This is a genomic window from Paraburkholderia sp. J41, assembly GCF_905220235.1.
GTDB lineage: Bacteria > Pseudomonadota > Gammaproteobacteria > Burkholderiales > Burkholderiaceae > Paraburkholderia.
The window spans coordinates 111,821-138,014 of record NZ_CAJMZE010000003.1 but is presented as its reverse complement, the minus strand read 5'-3'; the positions used below and the strand labels follow the sequence as shown (position 1 = coordinate 138,014).

The following is a 26,194-nucleotide window of genomic DNA, read 5'->3' as shown; positions in this document are numbered from 1 at the left end:
ACGACACAACAATCAGGAGACACGCAATGGCATCGGACTTGAACGCGAGCGCCGCGCGCGACGGCGCGCTCGCGAATACGCAGATGGGCACCTCGACGGTTCGCGTGATCGCGGCCGCCTCGATCGGCACGGTATTCGAGTGGTACGACTTCACGCTGTACGGCTCGCTCGCCACGGTGATCGCGAGCCGCTTCTTCGCCGGCGTCGATCCCGTCACCGGCTTCATCTTCGCGCTGCTCACGTTCGGCGTGGGCTTCATCATGCGGCCGGTGGGCGCCGTGGTGTTCGGGCGCATCGGCGACAAGATCGGGCGCAAGCGCACGTTTCTCGTCACCATCGTCATCATGGGGCTTTCGACGGTGGGCGTGGGCTGCCTGCCGGGCTACGCCTCCATCGGCATCGCGGCGCCGATCGTGCTGATCGCGCTGCGCATGCTCCAGGGGCTCGCGCTCGGCGGCGAATACGGCGGCGCGGCCACCTATGTCGCGGAACATTCGCCCGCGCGGCGGCGCGGCTTCAATACCTCGTGGATATCGGCGACGGGCACCGTCGGCCTGCTGATGTCGTTCGCCGTCGTGCTGGCCGCGCGCGCGCTCACGGGCGAGCGCTTCGAAGCCTGGGGCTGGCGTTTGCCGTTCATTTTCTCGGTGCTTCTGCTGCTGATTTCCGTGCTGATCCGCATGCGCATGGAGGAATCGCCCGCGTTTCAGGCGCTCAAGAGCGGCAACCGGCTTTCGCGCGCGCCGCTGACCGAAACGTTTCTCGACTGGACCAACGTCAAGCGGCTGCTCGTGGCGCTGTTCGCGATCTGCGGCGGCATGACCTGCGTCTATTACACCGCCGTGCTGCTGCCCACGTTCTTTCTCACGCACACGCTCAAGGTGGAGGGCGCCGAGGCCAATATCGTCGTCACGCTCGCCACCTTCGCGTGTACGCCGCTCTTTCTCGTTTCCGGCTGGCTGTGCGACCGCTTCGGACGCAAGCCGGTTCTGCTCGCGAGCTTCCTGCTCACCGCGCTCACGCTGTTTCCGATCTTTCACGCCATGACGCGCTACGCGAATCCCGCGCTCGCGCAGGCGCAGGCGAACGTTCCCGTGTGGATCGAGGCCGACGCGCACGCGTGCTCGTTCATGTTCAACCCGACCGGCTCGCGCAAGTTCACGACTTCGTGCGACATCGCACGCCAGGCGCTGACCGAAGCGGGCGTCAGCTACGAAACGCGCGACGCCGCGCCGGGCCAGCAAGCGACGGTGCATATCGGCGATCGCAGCGTGCGCGCCTTCGATGCAACCGGCCTTGGCGCCGGCGACGCGAAGGCGCAGTCGGCGGCGTTCGCGGCTTCGCTGCGCGGCGCGCTCGATCTCGCGGGCTTCCCGCGCTCGGCCGACCCCGAGCGCTTCGACAAGCCCAAGGTGTTCGGCCTGCTCGTGCTGCTGCTCGCGCTCATGACGCTCGCGCTCGTGCCCACGGCGCCCGCGCTCATCGAGATGTTTCCCACGCGCATTCGCTATACGTCGATGTCGTTCCCGTATCACTTCGCGAGCGGCTGGATCGGCGGACTGTTGCCGACGTTCTCTTTCGCGATCTCCGCGCAGCAGGGCAACATCTACTTCGGGCTGTGGTATCCGCTCGCCTGGATCGTGCTGTCGTTCGTCGTCGCCCTGTTTTTCCTGCGCGAAACGAAAGACGTCGATCTGGAAGCGGAGTTCTGATTCGCGCTTTTGCCTCAACGCGCGCGCTTCGCGGAATCGAGCGCGCCGTCATGATTCGGCGGGTCGATCGCGTGCCGGGATTGCGCGACCGGCCCGCTTTTTTTTGCGCTTTCTTTTTCCGCTTTCGTTTGCGATTCATGGCCGATTCGTGCCCGATTCATGGCCGATTCATGGACGATTCACGCCCGGTGCGCAAGCGCGCCGCCCTCGTTCGATGCCGGCAAGCGCGTTCAGCGCGGATAATGCCGGTTCGGCGCGCGCCGATCGGTCGAGATCGGCCACGACCGGCCGTCCTTCATCACCGGAACAAGCAGGCACCAGGCATCATGAGCAAGAAAAAGGCAACGCTGATCGGCTTGATCGCCGTACTGTTGTGGGCGTCGATCGTCGCGCTCATTCGCGGCGTAAGCGAGCGTCTAGGCGCGACGGGCGGTGCCGCGATGGTGTATTCGGTCGCCTCGGTCTTTCTCGTGCTCACGGTCCGCTTTCCGAAGCTTCGCGACTTTCCGCGCGCGTATCTCGTGTGGGGCAGCGTGCTGTTCGTCGCCTACGAGTTGTGCCTGTCGCTTTCCATCGGCTATGCGAACACGGGGCGGCAGGCCATCGAAGTCGGCATGGTCAACTATCTCTGGCCCACGCTGACGCTGGTTTCCGCCATCGTGTTCAACCGGCAGCGCGCGAACGCGCTGGTCGTGCCGGGCTTCGCGCTTTCGATGCTCGGCATCTGCTGGGTGCTGGGCGGCGACCGCGGTCTCGACCTGCACGGCATGCTCGCGAACGTGAAGGACAATCCGTTGAGCTACGGCCTCGCGTTGCTGGGCGCGTTCATCTGGGCCGCGTATTGCACGGTGACGGCGCGCATCGCGAAAGGCAAGAACGGCGTGACGCTGTTCTTCATGCTCGTTTCGCTCGCGCTGTGGCTCAAGTACGCCTTCGAGGGCGGCGGCCCGATGACGTTCGACCTGCGCGCCATCGTCTGCCTGCTGCTGGCCGCGGGCGCGATGGGCTTCGGCTATGCCGCATGGAACGTGGGCATTCTGCACGGCAACGTGACGGTGCTCGCGGGTGCGTCGTATTTCATTCCGGTGTTTTCGGCGGCGATCGCGGCGGCGCTGCTTCATGCGCCGCTTTCGCTGCCCTTCTGGCAAGGCGCGCTCATGGTGTGCGGCGGCTCGATCCTGTGCTGGATCGCCACGCGCGCAGGCAAGCCCGAAGCGGTCCGCGCGGTCGAGACCGGCGAAACTTCATGAGCGCCGTCCGCGCGTTAGCGCGGCGAATGCTCGCACCGTGCCGCCCGCACGCCTCGCGATCACGGTGACGAACGGATCACCCGGTTCGCTCGGGCGCGAACGGCACCGCAATGCGGCGGGAACGAGGCAGCCGCGCCCGGGTATGGGCGCCGCTATCTCGCCTTGTGACTGAAAGCGCCGTCGGGGTTGACGTAGGGGTTGGCTTCCTTGCGCGCGCCGCCGGCGCCCGGCCCCGGCGCGGACATGCCCATCTGCTCGCGCAACGCGGCAGGCGGATATTTGCCCGGCTTCGCGTCGGGTTTGATGTCTTCGAGACCCCAGGCCCACGCGTTCAACATCTGCTTGGCGATCTCGCGAAACTGCGCGTACCGGTCCGCGAACGCCGTCACCATCGGCGAGACTTCGCGGACGGCCGCGGAAACACGTTCGACGGCTTCGCCCATATCGGTCTTGCTCAAGCCGAGCCGCGCGCCGCCGTAGGTCTGAAGCAGCGCCCCCGAGGCCCAGACGCGCTTGCCCTTCAGCGGCAGCGCGGGCAATGCGCTCGCGTAATTCGCGTAGGCCGTGCCGCACAGCACGTCGTACACGGGCGCGAGCCGCACGTCCTCACGGCGGGTATAAACGAGCGCGAAGTTCTTCAGGTGCGCGTCCTGATTGTGGGTCGCGTAGTTCAGCAGCAGCAGCGTGAAAAGACGCCGAGCGTTTTCCTTGAACGCCTCGCGCGGCACGTAGGTTCGCGTCAAGGTTTCGAGCAGTTCGAGCGTGCCGTTGTATTTCTCGACGGGATCGAGTCCCTTCAGCGCGCAGTAATCTTCCACGGCGAGCCGCTGCCCGTCGGCGGCGCGGTCGAAGCGTTGCACCGCCAGCACCTGCCCGTCGTCCGATAGCTGCGCGAGCGGCACTTCCAGCCCCGCTCGCCGCGCGACTTCCAGGCACAGGTACTCGTTGATCGCGAGGCCCGGCAGATCGCCGAAGCCGGTTTTCAGGATGTAGTCGTCGGTCCAGGTCGTGGCCTTGGCCGCCGACTGCATCAGCGTCTTGGGCATGACGCCCGAAACGCCCTCCGCCACCCCGGTTTCGAGCAGACGCAACAGGTTGCCGCGCGAATCGGCCGAAGCCAGCAGTTCGGCCATGTTCGCCTTGCTGGCCGTTGCTTCGAGCGGCGTGCCGCGCGGCACGACCTGCACGCGCCCGATGGTGTCGGCGCCCGTGAGCGCCAGCAGGCCGAAGTCGCTCACGTCGGCATGCGGGCCGAGCTGACGCGTCATGAGGTCCTTCTTGAAGCCTTCGGGAAGGTTCATCTGAAAGAACGGATGCAGGCGGCGCCAGACGTATGACCCGGCGCGCACCGGCATGAGCAGCGAGACCTGGTTTTCCTCGGCGACGCCGGGCAGATAGGTGAACACGAACTGGCCGCCCTCCTCGGCGAGCGTGCCGACCGCCTGGCCGCGTACGTAAACATCCAGCGGGGCGCGGCTCATGACTTGCCCGCCGCGCCCTTCGGGCGTTGCGCGGCGCGCGCCCGCACGCGCCGGGGGGCGTTGGCCGGTTCGCCGGAATCCGCGGGGTCGGCCAGCACGTCGTCGAGCGTGCGTTGATGGCCGCGGCGGCGCGCGAGAATCTCGAGACCCACGGCGTCGAAAAGACTCAGCATCTTGACCGCGCCCAGCTCGGGCAGCGCGCCGGTCTCGAACAGGCTGATGCGCTCGCGCGGCACCCCGCTCAACACGGCGACGTGCTGCTGCGTGAGGCCCGCCGCCAAGCGAGCCGCGCGGAAAGTTTCACCTAGTTCGGCAAGATTCATGTGATGTATGCGTTACTTTATGGCGATATCGTCTATTAATGTGATGTATGTTTCACATTTTCGCAAGGGCGGCGCTTTGGCTTAATGTGATCTATATAGCACATAAATGCCAATCTATTCTTTAATGTGTTTTATATATCACATTAAAATATCTTGAGCGAGATAGGCGGCATCGCTTGGCAATGGAGAGTTGCGAGCATTTCCCGACTTGGAAATTTTACCCGGGCAATATTGACTTATATTTTACCCGGATATAAATTGGCGACCTCTTGCTTCCAGAGCGACGCCATGACCGATATCGACCTCAACGCGGGCGCCCTCGCGCCCGTTGCCGCCGAAACCGACTTCGCCGATTTGCCGGTTAGCGGCCGCCTGCCCGACGACCTGAACGGCGTGCTCGTGCGCAACGGCCCGAACCCGCTCGCGGGGCGCTTCGAAGGCCTGGGCGTGCTCTCGTGGTGGCCCGAAGCGGCCATGCTGCACGGCATCCGCTTCGAAAACGGCCGCGCGCGGACTTACCGCAACCGCTGGCTGCGCACGCAACGGTGGGCGCGCGCGCACGACGCGGCACGCGCGCCGTCCTATGCCGACACCAATCCGAACGTCAACGTGATTCGCCATGCGGGCGCGACGCTCGCGCTGGCCGAAGGCGGCGCGCCGCTCGCGATCGACGCCGCGCTCGACACGGCGGGGCCGGGCCTGCCTCGCACCGCGTTCGCGAGCGGCATGACCGCGCACCCGAAAACCGATCCGCACAGCGGCGAACTGTTCACGTTTCGCGCCGGCTGGAAGCCGCCGTATTTGCGTTACGGCGTGATCGACGCAACCGGCGAGCAGCGCGTCGATCAGGAAATCGCCATGACGAGCGCCTCGATGATGCACGACATGGCGATCACGGCCACGCACGCGATTCTCTTCGACACCAACGTGGCCTATGACTTCACGATGCTCGCGCGCGGGCACCGCATGCCCCTGCGCTGGCACGGCGAGCGCGAGGCGCGGCTTTGCGTGGTGCCGCGCAACGGCGGCGCGGTTCGATGGTTGGGCATCGCGCCGTGCTTCATCCAGCACGTCGTCAACGCCTACGATGCCGACGCCGCGACGATCGTGCTCGACGCGATCCGCTACCCGTGGTACTTGCGGCTCGCGCCGGATGGCGCGGGGTTCGACGACAATCCGCCCGGCGCGCTGTGGCGCTACCGCATCGACCTGACAACCGGCGAAGTCGGCGAGACGGCCGTCGGCGAATGCGGCGTCGAACTGCCTCGCATCAACGACCGTTTTTGCGGGCGCGCGTATCGCTATCTCTACGCGGTCGAGCAACCGACGCCCTTCGAAATGCGCGGCCTCGTGCGCTACGACTGGGCTAGCGGGACATTCGCGCGTTTTTCGCTGCCGCAGGGCGATCAGAACAGCGAGCCCATTTTCGTGCCGCGTGCGGGCGCGCGCGCCGAGGACGAAGGCTGGCTGCTCGCCTGTGTTTATCGGCACGCGAGCGATACGAGCGACGTGGTGGTGCTCGATGCGCGCGATATTTCCGGCGGCCCTGTCGCGACCGTTCATCTGCCCGTGCGCATTCCCACCGGATTTCACGGCGCATGGCTGGAGCAGGCCGCCGCGACATGATGCGGCTTTCGCGATTGCGCGCGCGGGCGCGGAAATTACGGTGCGAAACGCATCGCCCGGACGCGGCGACGGCGCACGCGGCCAACCGCCCCGGCGCCGCATCGCTTCACGCCAACGCCATCTCCAGCACCTTCGCGACATGCAGCGCGCTTCGATGCGCGCCGTCGTGTATCTGATGCCGGCAACTCGTGCCGTCCGCCACGACGACATCTTCCCGCACCGCGCCGCGCACCGCGGGCAGCAAGGTCAGCTCGGCCATCGCGCGCGACGCCTCGAAATGTTCCGCCTCGTAGCCGAAGCTGCCCGCCATGCCGCAGCACGACGACTCGATCAGCGCAACGTCCAGTTCGGGCACCCATTCGAGCACGGTGCGAACCGGACGAAACGCGTCGAACGCTTTCTGATGACAATGGCCGTGTACCCAGGCGCGCGGCGCGGCTATCTTCTTCAACCGCAAGTCGAGCCGCCCCGCCTGCTTTTCGCGCACGAGAAATTCCTCGAAGAGAAAAGCGTGTTCGGCGAGCTTGCGCGCGTCGTCGCCGTAACCGTATTGCAGGAATTCGTCGCGCAACGAAAGCAGGCACGACGGCTCCAGACCGACGATCGCGACACCGCGCTCGACATAGGGCAGCAGCGCGTCGAGCAGCCTGCGTGCCTCCTGCTTCGCGTGATCGACGAGTCCCGCCGCGAGAAACGTTCTGCCGCAGCAGAGCGGCCGCTTTCCGGCATCGACGTTGAAATGCACGCGATAGCCCGCGGCTTGCAGCACGCGCTGCGCGGCGCGCGCGTTCTCCGGCTCGAAGTGATCGCTGAAGGTATCGACGAACAACACCACTTCCCGCACCGGCGCTTCCCCGCGCGCCTCATGCGCCTCATGCTTTCGCGCCGCTTCGCTCGCGCCGGCCAGAAACGAGCGGCGAAACCGCGGCAACGAGCGCTGCGGCGCGAAGCCCGCGAGGCGCTTCATGCCCGCGGAAAGCAGCGGCAGCTTGTCCGCCAGCGCGAGCGCGCCGCCCACGCGCGAGAGATGCCGCGCATAGCGCGGCAAGAACGCGATCGCGCGATCGCGCAACGTCACGCCATGCTCGCGCGACCAGGCGGCGCGCGCCTCGATCTTGATCTTCGCCATGTCCACGCCGGTCGGGCAATCGCGCTTGCAGCCCTTGCACGACACGCAGAGATCCAGCACTTCCTTGACGTCGGCGCTGGCCAGCCCGCTCTCGCCAAGCTGCCCCGAAAGCGCGAGCCGCAGCGTGTTGGCGCGCCCGCGCGTGAGATGCTTTTCGTCCTTGGTCACGCGGTAGCTCGGACACATCGTGCCCGCGTCGAACTTGCGGCAATGGCCGTTGTTGTTGCACATCTCCACGGCTTTCGCGAGGCCGCCGCTCAGGTCGCCGCCGCTGCCCGGCGCCGATTCGATGCCCGTCGACGGATCGCGGCGCACGTTCCAGCTCGACCAGTCGAGTTGCGGGCGCAGCGCGCGTTCGCGATACCCCGGCGCGAAGCGGAACAAACGCCGCTCGTCCATCTTCGGCGGGCGCACGATCTTGTCCGGATTGAAGCGGTTGTCGGGGTCGAACAGCTGCTTGATTTCGCCGAACGCACGGTTCAGACGCGGCCCGTACTGCCACGCGATCCATTCGCCCCGGCATAGTCCGTCGCCGTGTTCGCCCGAGAACGCGCCCTGGTATTCGCGCACCAGTTCGGCCGCCTGCTCCGCGATGGCGCGCATTTTTTCCGCGCCGTCGCGGCGCATGTCGAGAATCGGACGCACGTGAAGCGTGCCCACGCTCGCATGTGCGTACCACGTGCCCTCCGTGCCGTGCGCGCGAAAAATCGCGGTGAGGCGGCTCGTGTATTCGGCGAGATGTTCGAGCGGCACCGCGCAGTCCTCGATGAACGAGACCGGCTTGCCGTCGCCCTTCATGCTCATCATGATGTTCAGCCCGGCCTTGCGCACTTCCCAAAGCGCCTTCTGCTCGCCGGCGTCCGTCATGCTGACCACGGAACCCGGCAAGCCCAGTTCGCCCATGAGATCGGCGAGGTCGCGCAAGCGGCTCACCTGCGCGCCGCGCTCGTCGCCCGCGAATTCGACCAGCAGGATCGCGTCGGGCCGCCCCACCAGCGCCTTTTCGATCACCGGCCGAAAGGCCGGATTGCTCAAGGCCAACTCGATCATCGTCTTGTCGACGAGTTCGACGGCGCTCGGCGCGAGCTTGACGATGTGCTGCGTCATCTCCATCGACTGCCAGAAGCTCGGGAAGCTGATCACGCCGAGCGTCTTGTGCGTGGGCAGCGGCGCGAGTTTCAGCGTCACCTGGCGGCTAAAGGCCAGCGTGCCTTCGGAGCCGACCAGCAGATGCGCGAGATTGGCGTGGCCGTCGTCGGTGTAGGCGCGCGGGTTCTGGCAATCGAAAATGTCGAGGTTGTAGCCCGCCACGCGCCGCAGCACTTTCGGCACGCGCTCGATCATCTCGTCGCGCTCGCGCACGGCGATGCGGCGAACCTCATCGACGATCCCGGCAAGCCGCGCGCCCTGCACGGGCAAGGCAAGCGAGCGGAAACACGCCTGCGTGCCGTCCGCGAGAATCGCGTCGACCGCCAGCACGTTGTGTACCATGTTGCCGTACTCGATCGAGCGCGAGCCGCACGAGTTGTTGCCCGCCATGCCGCCGATCGTGCACTGCGCCGCCGTGGAGACGTCAACGGGAAACCACAGGCCATGCGGCTTGAGCCACGCATTCAGATGATCGAGCACGACGCCGGGCTCGACCGTGACCGTGCGCGCATCGGCATCGAACGCCACGATGTTGTTGAGCCACTTCGAGGTGTCGATCACGAGCGCCTCGCCGGTCGTCTGGCCGCATTGGCTCGTGCCGCCGCCGCGCGCCAGCACGGGAATGCGCCCGGCGCGCGCGATCTCCAGCGCGGCGCGCAAGTCGTCCTGGTCGCGCGGCACCACCACGCCGATCGGCATGATCTGGTAGATCGAGGCGTCGGTGGCATAGCGGCCGCGGCTCGCGAGATCGAAATGCACGTCGCCGCGCACGGACTCGCGCAACTGGCGCGCGAGCGGCGACGTATAGCCCGCCGCCGAGGGCACGAGATGAACCGGCTTGACGAGCAGATGCTGAGACGGCGAGGTCATGGAAGGGCCTCCTCAAGGCAAAGCGCAAACGCGTTACTCGATGAAAAGCTCCACGGGCGCAAGCCCGTCGATCTCGCCGCGCGCCGCGCCGGGTCGCGCGGGGAAAAACATGCCGGTGCAGGAGCCGGTGGTGACGATGGTTTCCGGCGTGATCGCCACCCGCCGCGCGCGCGTGCAGTGATCGACCAGCCACGGCAGCAGTCTGCGCGGGTCGCCGGCGGGGTTCGCGATGTCTTTCGCGATGTCCTCGGCGCCGAAGCGAAAGCGCGCGTGCGGCGCAACGAACGGAAAGTCCGCGCGATACGGCACGAACTCGCCCGCCACGAGCGCGCCATGGTTCTGCAAATCGGCGAGTTGGGCGAACTTGTCGATGCGCGGCCAGTCGGCGAACCGGCTCGCGACGATCTCGATGGCGGCCGCCATCGACTCGATCGAAGCCAGCACTTCGGCGGCGTCATAGGGTTCGTCGCGCGGCGCGAACGTGCGGCCGAAGCGAAACGCGATCTCCAGTTCGAGGCCGAGCGGCGCGTACGCCGCACGCGGGAATCGCGCGCCGCTGCGCCGGCATGCGGGCTCGGGCAGCGGCGCGCCCTGGATCGGGCCGTCCGCCGACTTCGCGCCCACTTTCCAGCCGCCGATGCGCCAGCCTTGCCTCGCCAGCAACTCGTGCTGCACGGCAAACGCCGACTGCGCATCGGCGGGCACCCATTGCGCGGGCACCGTTTGCAGCGTTTGGCCCGTGCGCCACGCCTCGCCGAGCGCGCTCGCGAGGTTGGCGGCCTCGCCCGAAGGCTTGCCCGCGTTCGCGACTGCATTTGCGTTCGTGCTCGCGCTCGTCTTCGCGTTCATGCCGATATCGCCTTCGCTCATCGCTGCGCTCCCAGCGGCGCCGCCACTTCGCTGCTTTCCACGCCGTGCGTGAAGCGGCTTTCGGGCTGCATGCGAAACGCCAGCACGACGCCCACGGCCATCAGCAGGATGCTGCCCGCAAACGGCAGTTGCCAGTTGCCCGACTGGTCGATCAGATAGCCGCCCACCACAGGCGAAATGATCGCGGCCAGCGCGGAGCCCGTATTCATCATCCCGCTTGCCGTGCCCGAGTATTGCGGCGCGATGTCCATCGGAATCGCCCACATCGGGCCGATGGTCATCTCGGCGAAGAAAAACCCCGAGGCGAGGCACGCGATCGAAATATAGAGGTCGTGCGTGAACATCAGCGGAATGAGCGCGGCGAGCGTGCAGAGCATGCAGATCGACACCATCCAGCTTCGCGCGCGCTTCAGGCTGCCGGTTCGTTCGTAGAGCCAGTCGGTCACGAGGCCGCCCAGCGTGTCGCCGATCACGCCCGAAAAGAACACCACCGAAGAGAAGATGGCCGACTTCTGCAATTGCACGTGCTGGCTATGGAGAAAGTATTGCGGAATCCAGCTCAGGAACAGCCACAAGGTCCAGCCATAACAGAAATAGACGACGGTCACGGGCAGCATGCGGCGAAACAGGGCGCCCCACGGCACGTTCGCGGCCCGCTCCTTGGGCGGCGGCAGGATCGCGAGTTCCTCCGCCGTGATGCGCGGGTGATCCTTCGGGTTTTCGGTGAACGTGAGCGACCAGACCACGACCCACACGAGGCTGATCGCCGCGCAGCAATAGAACGATGCGCGCCAGCCGTAGTGCGAAAGAATGAGGATGATGGCGGCCGGCGCGATGGCGTTGCCGATGCGCGAAGCCGCATGCGTGATGCCTTGCGCGAAGCCGCGCCGCTCTTTCGCGACCCAGCGCGCCATTGCGGAAGTGGCCGCCGGGAACGTCGCGCCTTCGCCGAAACCGAGCAGCAGCCGCGCCACCAGCAGCGACGCGAGGCCGCCTGCCATGCCCGTCATCAGCGTGGCAAAACCCCAGAGCGCGCCGCAAAACAGCAGCGTGCGCCGCGCGCCGAACCGGTCGCTGACCCAGCCGCCGATGATCTGGAACACGAGATAAGGATAGGCGAAGGCGGAAAACACCAGCCCGACCTCGGTATGGGATAGTTTGAACTCCTTACCGAATCCGACCGCCGCCGTGCTGACGTTGACGCGATCCAGATAGGTGATGAAATACATGACGCACAGCATTACGAGCACGATGCTAGTCGCACTCGTCGGGCGATACCGTTTCATCGTCTGTCTCCGTATTTGTGATGCGCAGAACCACGGGAAATACCGCGTGCGAGGCACGGCGTTCTGTGCGCCGTTCGAAGCGGGTGATACGTTTGGTGCGGGTAATGCGGGTGATGCGTTTGGTGCGGTAATGCGTTTGGTGCGGGGGTTGCGGGTGATGCGCCCGGTGCGCAAGCCGTGGCGGTAAATCTGCTCGCAGGTTCGCGCCCAGCCCGGCGACCGCGCGCGCCGCGAACGACGCTACGCCACGGCCTTCAGTTGCACGACATTCGACTGCGCCGCGAGATAGTCCATCGCGGCGGGCAGACCGCTTTCGGCCACGCCCACGCCGGCAATCCGCAAGCCCATTTCGCAGCCCGCGAGCGTCGCCATCAGCGTGAGATCGTTGCAGTCGCCCAGGTGGCCGATGCGGAACATGCGTCCCTTCACCTTGCCGAGGCCCGTGCCGAGCGACATGTCGAAGCGTTCGTAGATGATCTTGCGCACCACGTCGGCGTCCACGCCCTCGGGCGTCATGACGCCCGTGAGCACCGGGCTGTAGACCGCGGGATCGGCGCATTGAATCTCCAGGCCCCACGCGCGCACCGCTCGCCGGCACGCTTCGGCCAGCCGCTGATGGCGCGCGAATACGTTGTCGAGCCCTTCGTCGAGAATCATGTCGAGCGCTTCCGCCAGGCCGTAGAGCAGATTCGTGTTCGGCGTGTACGGCCAGTAGCCGCTCTTGTTCATTTCGATGATCTCGCCCCAGCCCCAGAAGCTGCGCGGCAGGCGGGCGCTCGCGCTGGCGGCCAGCGCCTTGGCCGAGACGGCGTTGAAGCTGATGCCGGGCGGCAGCATCAAGCCTTTCTGCGAGCCGGACACCGTGACGTCCACGCCCCATTCGTCGTGGCGGTAATCGGCGCTGGCGAGCCCCGAAATGGTGTCGACGAGCAACAGCGCCGGATGGCCCGCCGCGTCCATCGCGCGCCGCACCGCCGCGATATCGGAAGTCACGCCGGTGGACGTTTCGTTATGCACGACGCAGACCGCCTTGATCGCGTGCCCGCTGTCCTCGCGCAAGCGCTTCTCGATCAGGTCGGCCTGCACGCCGCGGCGCCAGCCCTCGATGCCGGGCAAGCCCAGGAATTCCGGCTTCAGGCCCAGACTTTCGGCCATCTTTTTCCAGAGCGTCGCGAAGTGTCCCGTCTCGTACATCAGCACGGTGTCGCCGGGGCTCAACGTATTCGTCAGCGCCGCTTCCCACGCGCCCGTGCCCGAAGCCGGGTAAATCACCACCGGCTGCTGCGTCTTGAAGATTTTCTTGATGCCGTCGAGCACCCGCAGCCCGAGCGCACCGAATTCCGGCCCGCGATGGTCGATGGTCGGATAGCTCATCGCGCGGAGAATGCGGTCGGGAACGGGGCTCGGACCGGGAATTTGCAGGAAGTGCCGCCCAGCAGGATGAAAGTCAAGTTTGAGCATTGTCCTCTCCGTTTGAATTTTGCATTCAAAAAACTATACGACTCGCGGCAGGCGGCGGCAAATGCTTTTCGACCTGGGTATACCCGCCGTGGCGGTGTAAATTGCCGCAAAAATCCGCATCGGATAAAATGACTGAAAGAACTCTTTTCGTTTTTTGTATGCAAAATGACGCACTTGCGGGAGCAAAGACCGGCGTGACGATTCCGCCCGTCGAACGTCAACGGCTTCACGACACGGTGGTGGATCATCTGCGCCGCTTTATCGTCGAAGGCGTCATCGAACCGGGCAGCAAGCTCAACGAACGCGAGCTGTGCGAGATGCTCGGCATTTCGCGCACGCCGTTGCGCGAGGCGTTCAAGGTGCTGGCGGCGGAAGGCTTGATCGTGATTTCGCCCAATCGGGGCGCGTCCGTCTACACGATGTCGGAGGCGGAACTGCGCGAGATGTTCGAGCTGATGAGCGGGCTCGAAGCGTTTTCGGGCGAACTGGCCTGCGAGCGCATCACGGCGGAGGAAATCGCGGAGATCAAGGCGCTCCATTACGCGATGCTGGCGTGCCGCGCCCAAAACGATCTGCCCGGCTATTACAGCCGCAACCAGGCGATCCACGACAAGATCAACGAGGCGGCGCGCAATTCGGCGCTGCGGCAGACGTATGTTTCGGTGAACCGGCGCTTGCAGGCGCTGCGGTTCCGTTCGAATTTCGCGCCTTCGAAATGGGACCGCGCAATTCACGACCACAACGACATGCTCGAAGCGCTCGATGCGCGCGACGGCAAGCGTCTTGCCGCGATTCTCCGCAGCCATCTCCTGCAAAAACGCGACGCGGTGCTGGCCGTGGGACTCGAGCAGCCCGCACCGGCCGCGAACCTGCTGGCTTGAACAGCGTGACGATGCAGCGCGAACAACGCCGCGCCGCGTCGCGCCGCCCGTTGCGTTAACCGCCGCCGAGTCGCAGCCGGCTTCGGCGCACTTCGCGGCGCTTCATGCCGCTTCATGGCCGCTTCATGGCCCCTTCATGCCGCCTCGCGCTGTAGTAAGCTACGCGGCAATTCCGCCGCGCTTCATCGTCAGCTCGCATGGCTTCCAACGCTTTTCCTCGCACGTACGGCATGAGCCAGCGTAGCGACCGACTGGACTTCTATATTCGCGAGCAGACCGCGCGGCCCGCCATCGTGGAGCCGCACCGCCACGCGTATTTCCAGATTCAGTTGAATCTGAAAGGCGACACCACGCAGTTGATCGGCGGCGCCAACCGGCCGTTTCCCGAAGGCGCCATCGCGTTCGTCGCGCCGTTTCAGACGCATTTGATTCCGCATCCCGAAGGCGCGCGCTTTATCGTCATCAACTTCGCGCGCTCGTTTCTCCGCCCCGACATGGAGTCCGGGCTTGCGGACGCCGACGACGCCTTCGTGCCCGGCACGGCGGAGTTCGCGCCCTTCCGGTTTCAGGAGCGTGTCGATTTCGTGCTGCACGGCGAGGATCGGCGCACGGCCGCGACCCTTGCCGCCAGCATGCTCGAAGCGGACCGCAACCGCGGATTCGGCTCGGCGATACTGCTGCGCGGCTATCTGCTTCAATTGATCGGGCTTGCGTGCGCCGCGCAAGCCGAAGCCCTCCACGCGCTGCAAAAGTCGAGCGTGGAGCGCGTCAGCCAGTCGCCGGGGCTGCGCCGCGCGATCCGGCATTTGAGCGGAAATCTTTCGAAGCCCGATCTCACGCTGGCGAGCACGGCGGCCAAAATCGCCCTGACGCCCAACTATCTCTCGCACATCATCCGCAAGGAAACGGGCCAGACTTTCACCGAACTCGTCACCGAGCGGCGCATTTCCCACGCGCAGTCGCTGCTGGCCGAAACGGCGCTGCCCATCGCCGAAGTCGCACGCGCCGTGGGCTTTCGCGACGAAGGCTATTTCGCGCGCCGCTTCCATGCGCGGCTCGGGCTCACGCCGAGGGAATACCGCAAGACTTGCCGGGATCTCGCCGATCCGCCGGCGTAGATGTGTCCTGGAAAACCCGATCAGCATCCCATTTCGCGGCCGGCCGCCTTGTTAATCTCGGGTCACACGCACAGCGCGTGAGCTTTCGACTTATCGCTACGAACACGATCCGCATACGACCCACCAAGGCAGCCAGCATGACAACCTATTCTTTTGATCCGCCGAAAACACCTTCGATCGAAATCGCCGGCAGCAACGCGCGCTTTCCCGTTCGACGCGTGTACTGCGTCGGGCGCAACTACGCCGACCACGCCCGCGAGATGGGCGGCGATCCGAACCGCGAGCCGCCGTTCTTCTTCGGCAAGCCCGCCGACGCCGTCGTTGCCGCGCAAGGCACGATTGCTTATCCGCCGCTGACTTCGGACCTGCACCACGAAATCGAACTGGTCATTGCCATTTCGGGGCGCGGCCTCAATATCCCCGAATCGGAAGCGCTCTCACACGTGTGGGGCTATGCGGTCGGCGTCGATTTGACTCGTCGCGACCTGCAAGCGGAAGCGAAAAAACTCGGGCGCCCGTGGGATTGGGCCAAGGGCTTCGACCAGTCGGGACCGGTCTCGGCCATTCGCCCCGCTTCGGAGATCGGCCATCCCAGCGCGGGAAAAATCTGGTTGTCGGTGAACGGCGAGATTCGGCAACAAGGCGATCTTCGCGACATGATCTGGCCGGTCGAGTCGATCGTGAGCTATGTTTCGCAGTCCATCGAACTGATGCCCGGCGACGTCATCTTCACGGGCACGCCCGCGGGCGTGGGCGCCTTGCAGCGCGGCGACCGCGTGAGCGGCGGCGTGGAAGGCGTGGGTGAGTTCGAATTCGTCGTGGGCAATGCGGCCGCGTAACTCGCCGTATTGAGCATCCAAACAAGGCTGCGGGCGCGAAACCGTCGCAAGGAATGAGCGAGGGTTTCGCGCCCGGGTGTTTGAATGCTTTGCGCTTGCCGTTTCACTGGTCCGCATGAAAGCCCAGATAACGGCATGCATTCGTGGCGTTATCCTGCAACGGCGTGACGTTCGCGCCGATCTCTTCCAGCACGGTTCGCGTGGGCGCCCGGTTGCTCGCGAACGACCACTGCATCGCGTCCGGCTCGTCGTGCAAGTCCGCTGCGCGCAAGCCCGACTCGCGCGCGGCGCGCAACGCACGATACAACGCATCGCGATCCGGCGAGTGAATGGCGAAGCCCTCGTTCGACAATGCGGCCGTCGATATGCCGAGACTCGCGCAGAGCGCCGCTTTCACGCTCGCGTCTTGCGCGTCGGCTTCTCGCGACTGCGCGGCAAGCGCCGCGATTTGCGCATCGACAATCACGCCGCCGCGCGCGAGAACACGGTTTTCCGGGCTCCACGCTTCGGGCGGGCACGCCTTTCTCGCGGGGTCGAGTTCGACAAACGGATTGACTTCCGCCGGATAAATGCGGCACACGCGCGGACGCGTCTCGTACACGCCGCAGCGCAGGTCCGCCTGCAAGAACGGACACGCGCCTTCATACGAAGCCACCAGATTGACGATCACCCTCACCGGCAGCTTGCCGCTGCGCGCCGCAAACGAGCGCCGCCGCTTGTGGCGCGCGGGCAGATCGTCGGCGGCAGGCTCCAGCGGCCACGGGATCGCTTCGCAAAAGCATTCGACTTTGCCGCCGTTGCCGAGCCAGCCAATGGCTTCGTCGACGCTCAGCGGCAATCGCAAGTCGTGGCAGCACTTGCCGCACATCGTGCAGGAAAAATGGAGCGTTTGGCTCATGGCGGAAGCGTCCTGGTTCCGGCGGGCATGCCGTAAGAACCTTAATTCGTCATTCTGCGCTTCCTGGTTACAGCGTCTACCTGAATATTTCCCGATGCGCGGCATAGCGAACGAGAGCGAACCGGCCTTCTCTTTCGAATCAATGACGAATTCTTGACACGACGATACGAATTCACAGCCGTGTCGATTTAACTCGCTGCCTTAACGCGTGGCCCGAATCGCAATCCAATATGCGCAACTTCGACGCGCACCTATGCGCACGTATCATGCGCACGGATATACACGTATTACGCACGTATTGCGCACGTATTGCGCTCACCCACTACGCGCTCCCTTTGCCGCTGCGTTCCATCACCGCACGCAACGCGGCGCGGGCGCTGTCGAGCGGCTGCCGGTCCTCGCGCACGAGACGCGCGGCCGGCGCCATCCACGGATGCGCATAGGCAACCCGCGCGGCGCCGTTCTCATAAGCGGCATGCGTGGCGGCGGCAAGGGCCGCGAAGCACGCGTCGAGTTCGCCGTTGCGAACCAGCGTCCACACCGCTTCGACATGAATGACTTCCACCGAGCTGACCGTGGGGCTCGCATGCCGCGCGAAGAGTTGCCGGTTCGGCTCCACGGCCGATTCCACCGCGCACAGCACCACGACTTTCCCGCTGGCCTTGCCCGCCGCCGATGCCAACGCCACATCGGCTCTCACAATGGCTCCGGTACTTTCTGTTTCTTCGAGAGCCGCACCGAGCGTGGCGCAAGTCACGACCACGGCGTGCGCCCGCGCGGCCAACTCGCGGATGCAGCGGCGCGTTTCCTCTTTCACGTCGGCGGGCATGGCACCCGCTTGCTGAACCGCCTCGCGAAGATGCGGCCGCACTTCATGGAGAAAATCGACGGCCCGCAAACCGAGCTGCCCGGCGGCGGCCTCGAAAATGCGCGGGTTGTCGTCGATCGTATGCAGGAACGCTATGCGCATCGCCGGTCTCCTCGTTGAATAAACCCTGTGTGTTGATGCGCGCACATTGTTTCAACGCGGCAAGCCGCTAACAAGGCAACCTCGCGTAATGGTATGTCCGGTACCTCCCTGAGAAAATGCCATGCCGCGGTTTATCGACGGCATCGGCGGTTCGCTGCAAGCCGTTATCGAAGCAATCGCGCGCGCACCATCTTTTCAAACGCTTCGATAATCCTGCCGACGTACGCATTTTTGTGCGCGAGCGGCCCTGTCACGGCTTCGCCGTGCGTGAGCATGGTGGCGTTCGCTTCGAAAACCAGCACTTCGCCCTTCGGCGTGAGCGTGAAATCGACACCGCCGTATTCAAGATCGAGCCGCCGCCCGATGGCCGCAATCGCGTTGCTGGCGCGCTTGCCGAGCGCGGCCGATGGATCGGCGAGAAAGCGGCGTTCCTCGTCGAGTTTCCATTGCGCCTCGAGCATTCCCGCCGAAAAATAATGGACCATCCAGTGCGGCGATATCGCGAGATGGTATGGATACGCTTCGCGGTCGACATAAATCACGCGATATTTGCGGTAATAACCGTCGGGGCTGCGAAAGTCGTAAAACGCGTTGAGATAGCAAGGCGCGTCCCGATCGACAATCGCGCGCCAGAGCGAGTCGAGCGACGCATGGCGTTCGAGATTGTCGCCGCCGTGCATCGCGAGCGGGCGCATCAAAACCGGAAACGCAACGCCCGATTTCGCGAGCTGGCTCGCCAACGCTTCGGCGCTTGCGGGACGCGCGTCGAGACGCACGCACGGCGGCACGATCACGTCGTCCAGGTCCGCCAGCAGCGCCGCCGTTTTGTGGCGATGCGTGCGCTCGATCGCCTCGGGCCGGTTGAGCACCGGGCGCTCGCACGCAGCCGAAAAACGCGCGAGCCGCGCGGCAAGCGGCGCGGCGATATCCGGGTCGCCAATGCCGTTGAACACGAGATCATAAGGCGGCAGTTGCGCGTCCTCGGCTTGCCCGGCGTAGTCGATGGCATAGCGGATTCGCGCGGTCGTCTGCCGGGAAAGCAGCGTGTCGATGGGAACGTTGCCCGTGCCCTTTCCCGCGCCAAGAATCAGAACGCGGCGCTGCTCTTCGCCGAGCGCGCCGTCGACGAAAACCCGCTGCAACCGATACGCCCGCTCGCGATGAAACGCCGACGCTTCGCGCTGTCCTTCGCGTTCGAGCGCCACCGCGAGATTTTGATGCGCAATGGCCAGCCCGGCGTCGATGTCGAGCGTATGCCGATACCAGCGGATCGCCGCTTCGCGCCGTCCCTTGATCGCATAGACCGTGGCCACGTTGTAAAGCACGAGCGCCAACTGTTCGCGCGGCGCCTCGCCGAGCATCGCGAACGCCGCCAGCGCCAGTTCGTGCGCGGCGGCGAGCATGCGGGCATGCAGACCCGCGTCGAGCGGCGCCGCGTCCAGGGCGCGCGCCAGGTCTTCGATGCGCTCCGCCACGGCCGCGGACTTCGCGCCGGCATCCGCCGCGGCACTCGGGTTGGGATTGTCGTCGCGAGACTCAGGCATGGCGGCGTCCAAATTCGATCAGCGTTTCGCACAGGACGTCGACGGCTTCGAGCGTGACCGCGTTGTAGAGCGAAGCGCGCAGCCCGCCAAGCGAACGATGCCCTTCGAGACCGGCCATGCCGCGCGCGTTCGCGCAGGCGATGAATGCGCGGTCGAGCCGCGCGTCGCCGAACGTGAACGCCGCGTTCATGCGCGAGCGCCACGGCGCCGCCGCATGCACCTTGACGACCTCGCGCATGGCGTCGAGCGTGCCGTAAAGACGCTGCGCCTTGGCTTCGTTGATGCGCTGCATCGCGGCAAGACCGCCAATCTCGTTGCGCAGCCAGCGCGTGACCAGCGTGAGCACATAGATCGCAAATACCGGCGGCGTGTTGTAATTCGAGCGATGTTCGATCTGCGTGCGCAGGTCGAGCATATGCGGCAGATTCGGCGGAATGCGTTCGAGCAAGGCGCGGTCGATCAGCGCGACGGTCACGCCCGCCGGGCCCAGATTCTTTTGCGCGTGCGCGTAAATCATGGCGAAACGCTCGGCGGCAAGCGGCCGGGAAAGAAAGTCCGACGACATATCCGCGATCAGCGGCACCGCCGACCGTGCTTCGCCATCGCCGAATTGCAGGCCTTCCACCGTCTCGTTCGACACGTAATGCAGATAGGCCGCGTTCGGCGCAACGGCAAGCTGTTGCAAAGCCGGCAACTCGCTAAAGCCCGTTGGCGCGCCGTCCCATGCGATGCGGCACGCGGCGGTACGTTGCGCCTCGGCGCTGGCGCGGCGGCTCCAATAGCCCGAGTTCACATATTCGGGCGGCGCGAACGCACGCGTCGCGAAGTTCATCGGAATCGTCGCGAACAACAGACTGCTGCCGCCTTGCAGAAACGAAATGGCATAGCGCTCGGGCAGGCCGAGCAATGCGCGGATATTGCGTTCGGCTTCGTCGAGCAGACCGAGGAACCACGCCGAGCGATGGCTCATGCCCAGCACGGAGCGCCCGGTTTCGGGCAGCGCGACGATCGCGTCGCGCGTTTCGTCGAGCACGGTGGCCGGCAAGGCGCCAGGGCCGCCGGAAAAGTTGAGCGCGTTGGGCGTCATGAGGCGTCCGGTAAAGACGCGACCGGCTTTCAAAGCCGTCGCGCGGGCGTGATGCGGGATGTCGACAGACTAACCGCGCCACGCGCCTCGCAAAGCCGGAAGGTGCGAGAGAAACCGAACCCAGTTCCCCCGACCGCGCTTTCGCGCAGCTTTCCCGAACCCTTCGATCGGGCGCACGCAGGAACGCAACGACGGCATGGGCGCGACCTGCTACGGCAGGAATTGACGCAACATTGTCATTCCGGCCAACAGGCAGCGCGCGAAGATTGGGCGTCCTTCACCGCGCCCGAACCTCCGATGCACCGAAGCTCCGTTCCAACCCGCCGCGCCGCGCCCGGCAGCAATGCGCCGCCCTCGCAGCAATCCGACGCCGCCGTGCAGGCCGCCGGCGCGCACGGCGAACGCGCCTCGCTGGTGCTCGCCGCTTGCCAGGCGCTCTATACGTCGTCGGTGTCGATTGATCTCACGTTGACGGGACTCGTCGGTTTCCCGTTTCTCGCGCTCGCGGCGGCGGCCACGCTCGCATTGGCGCTCAAGCAACGCCACGCTCCATCCTGAACGCGGCCGTCAGCTCGCGCAACGTATGCGCCTGGCCGGCAAGCGCGGAAGCCGCCGCCGCGCTTTCTTCCACGAGCGCGGCGTTTTGCTGCGTCACCTCGTCCATCTGCGTGATCGCCAGCCCGACCTGCTGGATGCCCTGGCTCTGTTCGCCCGAAGCCTGCGCAATCCCGGCGACGATATGCGTGACGCCGGCGATGGCCGCGTCGATCTCGGCCATCGTCGCGCCGGTATCCTGGATCAGCCCGGCGCCCGCTTCCACGCGCGCGGTCGCCTCGGCGATCAGCGCGCCGATCTCGCGGGCCGCCGTGGCCGAGCGTTGCGCGAGGCTGCGCACCTCGCCCGCGACCACGGCGAAGCCGCGCCCTTCCTCGCCCGCTCGCGCGGCTTCCACCGCCGCGTTCAGCGCGAGAATGTTGGTCTGAAACGCAATGCCCTCGATCGTGCCGATAATGCCGGTCATGCGCGCCGAGCCGGTATGGATCGCCCGCATGGTCTCGATCATCGTGCCCACGGCCTCGCGCCCGCGACCGGCCAGTTGCGCCGCGCTGCGCGCAAGCTCGCTCGCCTGGCCCGCGTTCGCGGAGTTCTGCTGAACGGTTGCCGTGAGCTGCTCCATGGCGGACGCCGTCTCGCTCAGCGAAGCGGCCTGTTCCTCGGTGCGCTGCGACAGGTCCTGATTGCCGGCGGCGATTTGCTGCGTCGCGCCCGCGATGGCTTGCGATCCCGAGCGCACCGCCGACACCGTCGCGGCAAGGCTCGCCTGCATCTGCGCGAGCGAGCGCAGCAACGTCGCCATTTCGTCGTTCGAACGAATTTCCACGCGCGTCGTCAGGTCGCCCGCCGCAATGGCTTCGAACTGGCGCATGGCCGAACCGAGCGGCGTCATGATGGCGCGCCGCAAAGCCCGCCAACCGAAGAACGACGCGGTGAGCGCGAGCGCGATGCTGGCCGCGCAAATTGCGAGCATCGTATGAAAGCGCGCGTCCGAACGCTGCGCGGCCGCGTCGGACTGCTGGTCGAGCCAGCGTTCAAGCGCGCCCTGGCTCGTGTTCATCGCCGTGTAGAGGCCGATGAGTTGCTGCGCGCGTTGCGCGTCCATCCAGCCGGTGTCGCCGCGGCGGATCGCGGCGATCAAGCGGTCGATGCCGTCGCGGCGCACGGCGCCGCGCTTCGCGTCGAGGTCGTCGGTAAGCGCCGCCAGTTCGGCCGATTTCGGCAAGGCGCGAAAGCGCTGCCACCACGCGTCGGAATCGGCAAGCAGCGCGCTCGCGCGGTCGAGCTGAACGCCGAGCTGCGGCGACTGCGGATTGGCGATGGCCCAATCCAGGCCGAAGCGCGCCCGCGACATCGCCGTATTCGATTTGCCGAGCGTGACCGCCGACGCGTAGTACACGCCATAGGCTTCGCGCTGCGCGCGGTTGCTCGTGGACATGCCCGCGATGCCGATGGCGCCGGTGGCGATCAGCAACAGGGCGAGAAAGAGAATGATCGCGGCGATCCGGGCGTTCAGGGTGAGGTTTTTCATCTTCGGGGCGAAGGACGAGCGTCGCCGGTGGCGAGCCTTGGTCTCCAGCAAGGCAGCACGGCGCATGACTTTTCGTGCTCGGCCTCGCGGCTTTTTGTTCCGCATACGGATCAATGATCCTGATATGGATCATTCTACGTGATCTTTTTTCGGAACAAAATATTTTGCGGATTGTTCTGGAAAGGCTTTGAAACTCGCCGCGCCGCTTCCCCGCGTGCGCCCCGTGATGGGCGAGCGGCGACCCGGCATCGAACCCGCCGGCCCAGCCTGCGCTCGTCAGGCCGCGCCGCCTCGCAGCGCTCGCGCCAGCTCGGCCGGCGGCACCGGCCGCGCGAAGAGAAACCCTTGCAACTCGGTGCAGCCCTCGCGCACCAGAATCTCGCGCTGCGCCTCGGTCTCGACGCCTTCCGCAATCACCGGAATATCGAGGTCCTTGCAGAGACCGACGATGGAGCGAACGATCGCGCGCGACTTGCGGCTTTCTTCCACGTCGCGCACGAAACTTCGGTCGATCTTGATGCTCGTGAACGAAAAATCGCGCAGCAGACTCAGCGACGAATAACCGGTCCCGAAGTCGTCCATGGCAATGCCGATACCGAGCGCACGCAGCGAATTCAGCACGGAGCGCAGGGTTTCCGACGATTCGAGCAGCGCCGTTTCCGTGATCTCGATCTCCAGCCGCGAAGCCGGCAACCCCGACTCGCGAATGGCCTGCACGACGGTATCGACAAAGTCGATGCGCGTGACCTGCGCGGCGGAAACGTTCACGTGCAGTCGCAGCGGCACCGGCCATCGCACGGCGTCCACGCAGGCGCGGCGCAGCACCCACGCGCCCAGTTCCGGCATCAGCCCGCGTTCTTCCGCGAGCGGAATGAACCGTGACGGCGGAATATTGCCGTGCTGCGGATGCGGCCAGCGCAGCAGCGCCTCGCACGCCGTGGGGATGCCGGACAACCCGTCCACGATCAACTGATAGTGGATTCGCAGACTTCCCGCATGTATGGCGCGCTGCAATTCGAATTCCAGCTCGTTGCGCTCGCTGGCGGCGTCGTGCATGCCGCCTTCGAAAACGCGATAGCCGTTGCGGCCCACGGCCTTCGCCGCATAGAGCGCGAGGTCCGCGCGCTCCAACGCCTTGTCGGCATCGTTCACGCCGCACGGCAGTTCGACGATGCCGATGCTCGCCCCGATGGACGCTTCGCCCCGGCTCAGCACGAAGGGCCTCGCAAGCATTTCGATGCATCGCGCGGCCAGCGACTTCGCGTCGTCCACGCCGCGCGGCGTGTCGAGAATGATGGCGAATTCGTCGCCGCCAAGACGCGCCAGTTGATCGCCCTCGCGCACGCTCGCGCAAAGCCGCCGCGCGACCGCCCGCAGCAACTCGTCGCCCGAGTGATGCCCGAAGGTATCGTTGACGGCCTTGAAGCGGTCGAGATCGAGATACAGCAGGCAGAACGGCTGGCGGCGCCTCGCGTCGGCGAGCCGGTGCTGAAGGTTGGCCTGAAACGCGAACCGGTTGGGCAAGTCGGTAAGCGGGTCGTGCAGCGCCAGATGGCGGACCTGCTGTTCCGCCGCGTGCCGCTGCGTGACGTCTTCGAGCGTGGAAACCCAGCCGCCGTGGGAAAGCCGGCGCGTAGTCACCGAAACGATGCGGCCCGCAAGGTTGATTTCGGTGGCGACGTCCGGCGTCGCACTGGCCGATATCACACGCCGGAACTGCGCCGCGAGCGCCGCGCGCTTCGGCGTCTGGCCGCGAAGCTGCTTGCCGATGCGGCCCAGCAGCGCGCTCAGGCGCGTGCCCGCCGCGGGCGCCTCCAGCATGTCGAACAGCAGCGAAAACTGACGATTCGCCATCACGAGACGCACCTGCCGGTCGAACAGGCACAAGCCCTGACGCATGTTGTCGAGCGCGAGATCGAGGTTCTGCCGCGTGGCTTCCAGCGTAAGCGCCGTTTCGCGCTGTTCGGTGCGGTCGCGCGTGATCTTGGCATAGCCGAAGAGTTCGCCCGCATCGTCATAGATGGGCTGGATGACCACGTGCGCCCAGAACCGGCCGCCGTCCTTGCGCAGACGCCACCCTTGCGCCTCGAACTTGCCGGTTTCGCGCGCCTGACGCAGCCCGCTCTCGGGTGCGCCGCGCGCCCGCGCGTCTTCGGAATAGAAGATCGAGAAATGCCGGCCGACGATCTCTTCGGCCTCGTAGCCCTTGGCGCGCTGCGCACCCGCATTCCAGTTCGACACCCGGCCTTGCGTATCGAGCATATAGATCGCGTAATCCGTCACGCCTTCCACGAGCATGCGAAAGCGCCGCTCGTGATCGAACGACTGCTGCTGGATTCGGCGTGCTTCGGTGCGGTCCTGCGTGACGACCGCGTAACCGAACAGTTCGCCGCCCGCATGAATGATCGGCTCGATGACGACGTGCGACCAGAAACGCTCGCCGTTCTTGCGCACGCACCAGCCGTCGCCCTCGAAGCGGCCCTCGTTCTGCACGGTCTCCAGCACGCGCTCGGGCAACCCGTTCGCCTGATCCTCGGGCGTGTAAAAAGCGCGAAAATGCCGGCCGACCACTTCATCGCGCAGATAGCCGCTCGACATTCGCCCGCTCGCGCTCCAGTGCGAAACAATGCCGTCGATATCGAGCATGTACATGGCGCAGTCCGCTCCGGGCACGGCGGCGCGGCTCACGTCCTCCTGCTCGAAAAGCGCGGCGTCGAATGCGCCCAGGTCGGTGCAGTCGCGCGTGATCTTGGCGAAGCCGAACACCTCGCCGCGCGCGTTGCGCAGCGCGTCGATCACGACATGCGCGCGAAACGCCGATCCGTCTTTCCTGAGCCGCCAGCCATAGGCTTCGTACCGTCCCTTCGTGCGCGCCACATGCAGATTGCGCGCGGGAATCTGGTTCAGGCGATCCTCGCGCCGGTAAAAGCACGAGAAATGGCGCCCCAGTATTTCGCCTTCCCGGTAGCCTTTCTTTTTCTCCGCGCCGGAATTCCATGTCGCGACAAAGCCGTCGATATCGAGCATGTAAATCGCATATCGCGTTATGCTTTGAAGGAGAAGCGCGTATTCGTCGTTATTCGCGTGCGGCTGCAAAAGGCTATTCATGGTCCATAAGATGCGGTGAAGCGGCGTTCGCTCCGGCATTCGCACAGGTCGATATCCAATGCCGAAGCCTGCTTAACTCCAATTACGGCAACAAGTTCCATGACTTTACGTGAATGCGCATTTTTTTAGCAAAATAATTTGCCGGCCAGCCGAATGGGGCGCGTGAAGTATTCCATACGCTTGCCAAAATACGCATTGATCGCCAATCGCTACTAATTCCCATACCGTTTACTAAAGAGCCTGAAGTGGACGATTCGGCCGCTTATCGGCGCTTTACGCCAACGCGGTAATAATTCGTAATTCCGGCATTGCGCGCCCAGGCACAGCCCGTGCAAAAAGCGCAGCCAAGCCCCCACGCGTGCTGCGCTAAAACCGTTTCCTCAGCCTCTTGCGTTAGCGAGAGTTCGAGCCCATCGTCGATGGGCTTTTTTTTGCTCCTGTTTCGTTCGTGCCATGCGAAGTTGTTGGGGAATTCGCTCAGGCAAGCGCCATTGTCGAACGCCACT

The 26,194-nt window shown here is 65.4% G+C and carries 19 protein-coding genes; 7 read left to right on the top strand and 12 right to left on the bottom strand.

Annotated elements, in window-relative coordinates; genetic code table 11:
- The first annotated feature begins 26 nt into the window (after nucleotides 1–26).
- Nucleotides 27–1,712, top strand: a complete 1,686-nt coding sequence (locus U5805_RS04240; protein ID WP_322102186.1) for an MFS transporter — start codon at nucleotides 27–29, stop codon at nucleotides 1,710–1,712.
- A 323-nt stretch (nucleotides 1,713–2,035) separates the two neighbouring features.
- Entirely contained in the window at nucleotides 2,036–2,962 is a 927-nt protein-coding gene (gene yddG, locus U5805_RS04235; protein WP_322102355.1) for an aromatic amino acid DMT transporter YddG, read from the top strand.
- A 152-nt stretch (nucleotides 2,963–3,114) separates the two neighbouring features.
- Here the strand turns inward: yddG and U5805_RS04230 are convergent, their stop codons facing one another.
- Nucleotides 3,115–4,443 carry a type II toxin-antitoxin system HipA family toxin gene (locus U5805_RS04230; protein WP_322102185.1) on the bottom strand — a complete coding sequence of 443 codons (1,329 nt, stop codon included), beginning with the start codon at nucleotides 4,441–4,443 and terminating at the stop codon, nucleotides 3,115–3,117.
- Entirely contained in the window at nucleotides 4,440–4,766 is a 327-nt protein-coding gene (locus tag U5805_RS04225; RefSeq protein WP_322102184.1) for a helix-turn-helix transcriptional regulator, read from the bottom strand. Before U5805_RS04225 ends, U5805_RS04230 begins: the two co-directional genes overlap by 4 nt.
- Before the next feature lie 288 nt (nucleotides 4,767–5,054).
- Between U5805_RS04225 and U5805_RS04220 the strand changes: the two genes are divergently transcribed.
- Nucleotides 5,055–6,392: a carotenoid oxygenase family protein gene (locus U5805_RS04220; RefSeq protein ID WP_322102183.1), complete on the top strand. Its 1,338-nt coding sequence runs from the start codon at nucleotides 5,055–5,057 to the stop codon at nucleotides 6,390–6,392.
- A gap of 106 nt (nucleotides 6,393–6,498) precedes the next feature.
- On the opposite strand, the gene U5805_RS04215 is transcribed toward U5805_RS04220, so the two are convergent.
- From U5805_RS04215 to U5805_RS04200, 4 genes are all read right to left on the bottom strand, one after another.
- Nucleotides 6,499–9,540 (bottom strand): FAD-binding and (Fe-S)-binding domain-containing protein, encoded by a 3,042-nt coding sequence (locus U5805_RS04215; protein ID WP_322102182.1) that lies wholly within the window; start codon nucleotides 9,538–9,540, stop codon nucleotides 6,499–6,501.
- Nucleotides 9,541–9,573: 33 nt separating this feature from the next.
- The gene (locus U5805_RS04210) at nucleotides 9,574–10,410 is read right to left on the bottom strand and encodes a 2-keto-4-pentenoate hydratase (protein ID WP_322102181.1); all 837 of its coding nucleotides are present in this window, start codon (nucleotides 10,408–10,410) and stop codon (nucleotides 9,574–9,576) included.
- Nucleotides 10,407–11,696, bottom strand: a complete 1,290-nt coding sequence (locus tag U5805_RS04205; protein ID WP_322102180.1) for an MFS transporter — start codon at nucleotides 11,694–11,696, stop codon at nucleotides 10,407–10,409. The genes U5805_RS04210 and U5805_RS04205 overlap by 4 nt, the downstream gene beginning before the upstream one ends.
- Before the next feature lie 240 nt (nucleotides 11,697–11,936).
- On the bottom strand, nucleotides 11,937–13,157 hold the full coding sequence (locus U5805_RS04200; protein ID WP_322102179.1) for a pyridoxal-phosphate-dependent aminotransferase family protein: 1,221 nt from the start codon (nucleotides 13,155–13,157) through the stop codon (nucleotides 11,937–11,939).
- A 158-nt stretch (nucleotides 13,158–13,315) separates the two neighbouring features.
- On the opposite strand from U5805_RS04200, the gene U5805_RS04195 reads away from it, so the two are divergent.
- The 3 genes from U5805_RS04195 (at nucleotide 13,316) to U5805_RS04185 (ending at nucleotide 15,995) form a co-directional block, all read left to right on the top strand.
- Entirely contained in the window at nucleotides 13,316–14,038 is a 723-nt protein-coding gene (locus U5805_RS04195) for a GntR family transcriptional regulator (protein WP_322102178.1), read from the top strand.
- A 197-nt stretch (nucleotides 14,039–14,235) separates the two neighbouring features.
- A complete protein-coding gene (locus U5805_RS04190; RefSeq protein ID WP_322102177.1) occupies nucleotides 14,236–15,156 on the top strand; it encodes a helix-turn-helix transcriptional regulator in 921 nt (306 codons plus the stop codon).
- 137 nt (nucleotides 15,157–15,293) lie between these two features.
- Entirely contained in the window at nucleotides 15,294–15,995 is a 702-nt protein-coding gene (locus U5805_RS04185) for a fumarylacetoacetate hydrolase family protein (protein WP_322102176.1), read from the top strand.
- A 103-nt stretch (nucleotides 15,996–16,098) separates the two neighbouring features.
- Here U5805_RS04185 and U5805_RS04180 read toward each other — a convergent pair whose 3' ends face one another.
- The 4 genes from U5805_RS04180 to serC form a co-directional block, all read right to left on the bottom strand.
- The gene (locus tag U5805_RS04180; protein ID WP_322102175.1) at nucleotides 16,099–16,893 is read right to left on the bottom strand and encodes a YkgJ family cysteine cluster protein; all 795 of its coding nucleotides are present in this window, start codon (nucleotides 16,891–16,893) and stop codon (nucleotides 16,099–16,101) included.
- A 322-nt stretch (nucleotides 16,894–17,215) separates the two neighbouring features.
- Nucleotides 17,216–17,863: an arylsulfatase gene (locus tag U5805_RS04175; RefSeq protein ID WP_322102174.1), complete on the bottom strand. Its 648-nt coding sequence runs from the start codon at nucleotides 17,861–17,863 to the stop codon at nucleotides 17,216–17,218.
- Nucleotides 17,864–18,027: 164 nt separating this feature from the next.
- Nucleotides 18,028–19,407, bottom strand: coding sequence for a tetratricopeptide repeat protein (locus tag U5805_RS04170; RefSeq protein WP_322102173.1), 1,380 nt, complete (start codon nucleotides 19,405–19,407; stop codon nucleotides 18,028–18,030).
- Complete coding sequence (gene serC, locus U5805_RS04165; protein WP_322102172.1) at nucleotides 19,400–20,494, bottom strand: 3-phosphoserine/phosphohydroxythreonine transaminase; 1,095 nt, start codon at nucleotides 20,492–20,494, stop codon at nucleotides 19,400–19,402. The genes U5805_RS04170 and serC overlap by 8 nt, the downstream gene beginning before the upstream one ends.
- A 297-nt stretch (nucleotides 20,495–20,791) precedes the next feature.
- On the opposite strand from serC, the gene U5805_RS04160 reads away from it, so the two are divergent.
- Complete coding sequence (locus tag U5805_RS04160) at nucleotides 20,792–21,052, top strand: hypothetical protein (protein WP_322102363.1); 261 nt, start codon at nucleotides 20,792–20,794, stop codon at nucleotides 21,050–21,052.
- On the opposite strand, the gene U5805_RS04155 is transcribed toward U5805_RS04160, so the two are convergent.
- Together U5805_RS04155 and U5805_RS04150 are read right to left on the bottom strand one after the other, a co-directional pair.
- Nucleotides 21,027–22,580, bottom strand: a complete 1,554-nt coding sequence (locus tag U5805_RS04155; RefSeq protein WP_322102171.1) for a methyl-accepting chemotaxis protein — start codon at nucleotides 22,578–22,580, stop codon at nucleotides 21,027–21,029. The genes U5805_RS04160 and U5805_RS04155 overlap by 26 nt on opposite strands.
- A 276-nt stretch (nucleotides 22,581–22,856) precedes the next feature.
- Complete coding sequence (locus U5805_RS04150; protein ID WP_415914533.1) at nucleotides 22,857–25,607, bottom strand: EAL domain-containing protein; 2,751 nt, start codon at nucleotides 25,605–25,607, stop codon at nucleotides 22,857–22,859.
- Nucleotides 25,608–26,194: the final 587 nt, after the last annotated feature.

Coding starts and splice junctions, on each gene's coding strand:
- U5805_RS04240 (WP_322102186.1), top strand. CDS start 27: ATGGCATCGGACTTGAACGCGAGCGCCGCGCGCGACGGCGCGCTCGCG.
- U5805_RS04230 (WP_322102185.1), bottom strand. CDS start 4,443: ATGAGCCGCGCCCCGCTGGATGTTTACGTACGCGGCCAGGCGGTCGGC.
- U5805_RS04225 (WP_322102184.1), bottom strand. CDS start 4,766: ATGAATCTTGCCGAACTAGGTGAAACTTTCCGCGCGGCTCGCTTGGCG.
- U5805_RS04220 (WP_322102183.1), top strand. CDS start 5,055: ATGACCGATATCGACCTCAACGCGGGCGCCCTCGCGCCCGTTGCCGCC.
- U5805_RS04215 (WP_322102182.1), bottom strand. CDS start 9,540: ATGACCTCGCCGTCTCAGCATCTGCTCGTCAAGCCGGTTCATCTCGTG.
- U5805_RS04210 (WP_322102181.1), bottom strand. CDS start 10,410: ATGAGCGAAGGCGATATCGGCATGAACGCGAAGACGAGCGCGAGCACG.
- U5805_RS04205 (WP_322102180.1), bottom strand. CDS start 11,696: ATGAAACGGTATCGCCCGACGAGTGCGACTAGCATCGTGCTCGTAATG.
- U5805_RS04200 (WP_322102179.1), bottom strand. CDS start 13,157: ATGCTCAAACTTGACTTTCATCCTGCTGGGCGGCACTTCCTGCAAATT.
- U5805_RS04195 (WP_322102178.1), top strand. CDS start 13,316: ATGCAAAATGACGCACTTGCGGGAGCAAAGACCGGCGTGACGATTCCG.
- U5805_RS04190 (WP_322102177.1), top strand. CDS start 14,236: ATGGCTTCCAACGCTTTTCCTCGCACGTACGGCATGAGCCAGCGTAGC.
- U5805_RS04185 (WP_322102176.1), top strand. CDS start 15,294: ATGACAACCTATTCTTTTGATCCGCCGAAAACACCTTCGATCGAAATC.
- U5805_RS04180 (WP_322102175.1), bottom strand. CDS start 16,893: ATGAGCCAAACGCTCCATTTTTCCTGCACGATGTGCGGCAAGTGCTGC.
- U5805_RS04175 (WP_322102174.1), bottom strand. CDS start 17,863: ATGCGCATAGCGTTCCTGCATACGATCGACGACAACCCGCGCATTTTC.
- U5805_RS04170 (WP_322102173.1), bottom strand. CDS start 19,407: ATGCCTGAGTCTCGCGACGACAATCCCAACCCGAGTGCCGCGGCGGAT.
- serC (WP_322102172.1), bottom strand. CDS start 20,494: ATGACGCCCAACGCGCTCAACTTTTCCGGCGGCCCTGGCGCCTTGCCG.
- U5805_RS04160 (WP_322102363.1), top strand. CDS start 20,792: ATGCACCGAAGCTCCGTTCCAACCCGCCGCGCCGCGCCCGGCAGCAAT.
- U5805_RS04155 (WP_322102171.1), bottom strand. CDS start 22,580: ATGAAAAACCTCACCCTGAACGCCCGGATCGCCGCGATCATTCTCTTT.
- U5805_RS04150 (WP_415914533.1), bottom strand. CDS start 25,607: ATGCTCGATATCGACGGCTTTGTCGCGACATGGAATTCCGGCGCGGAG.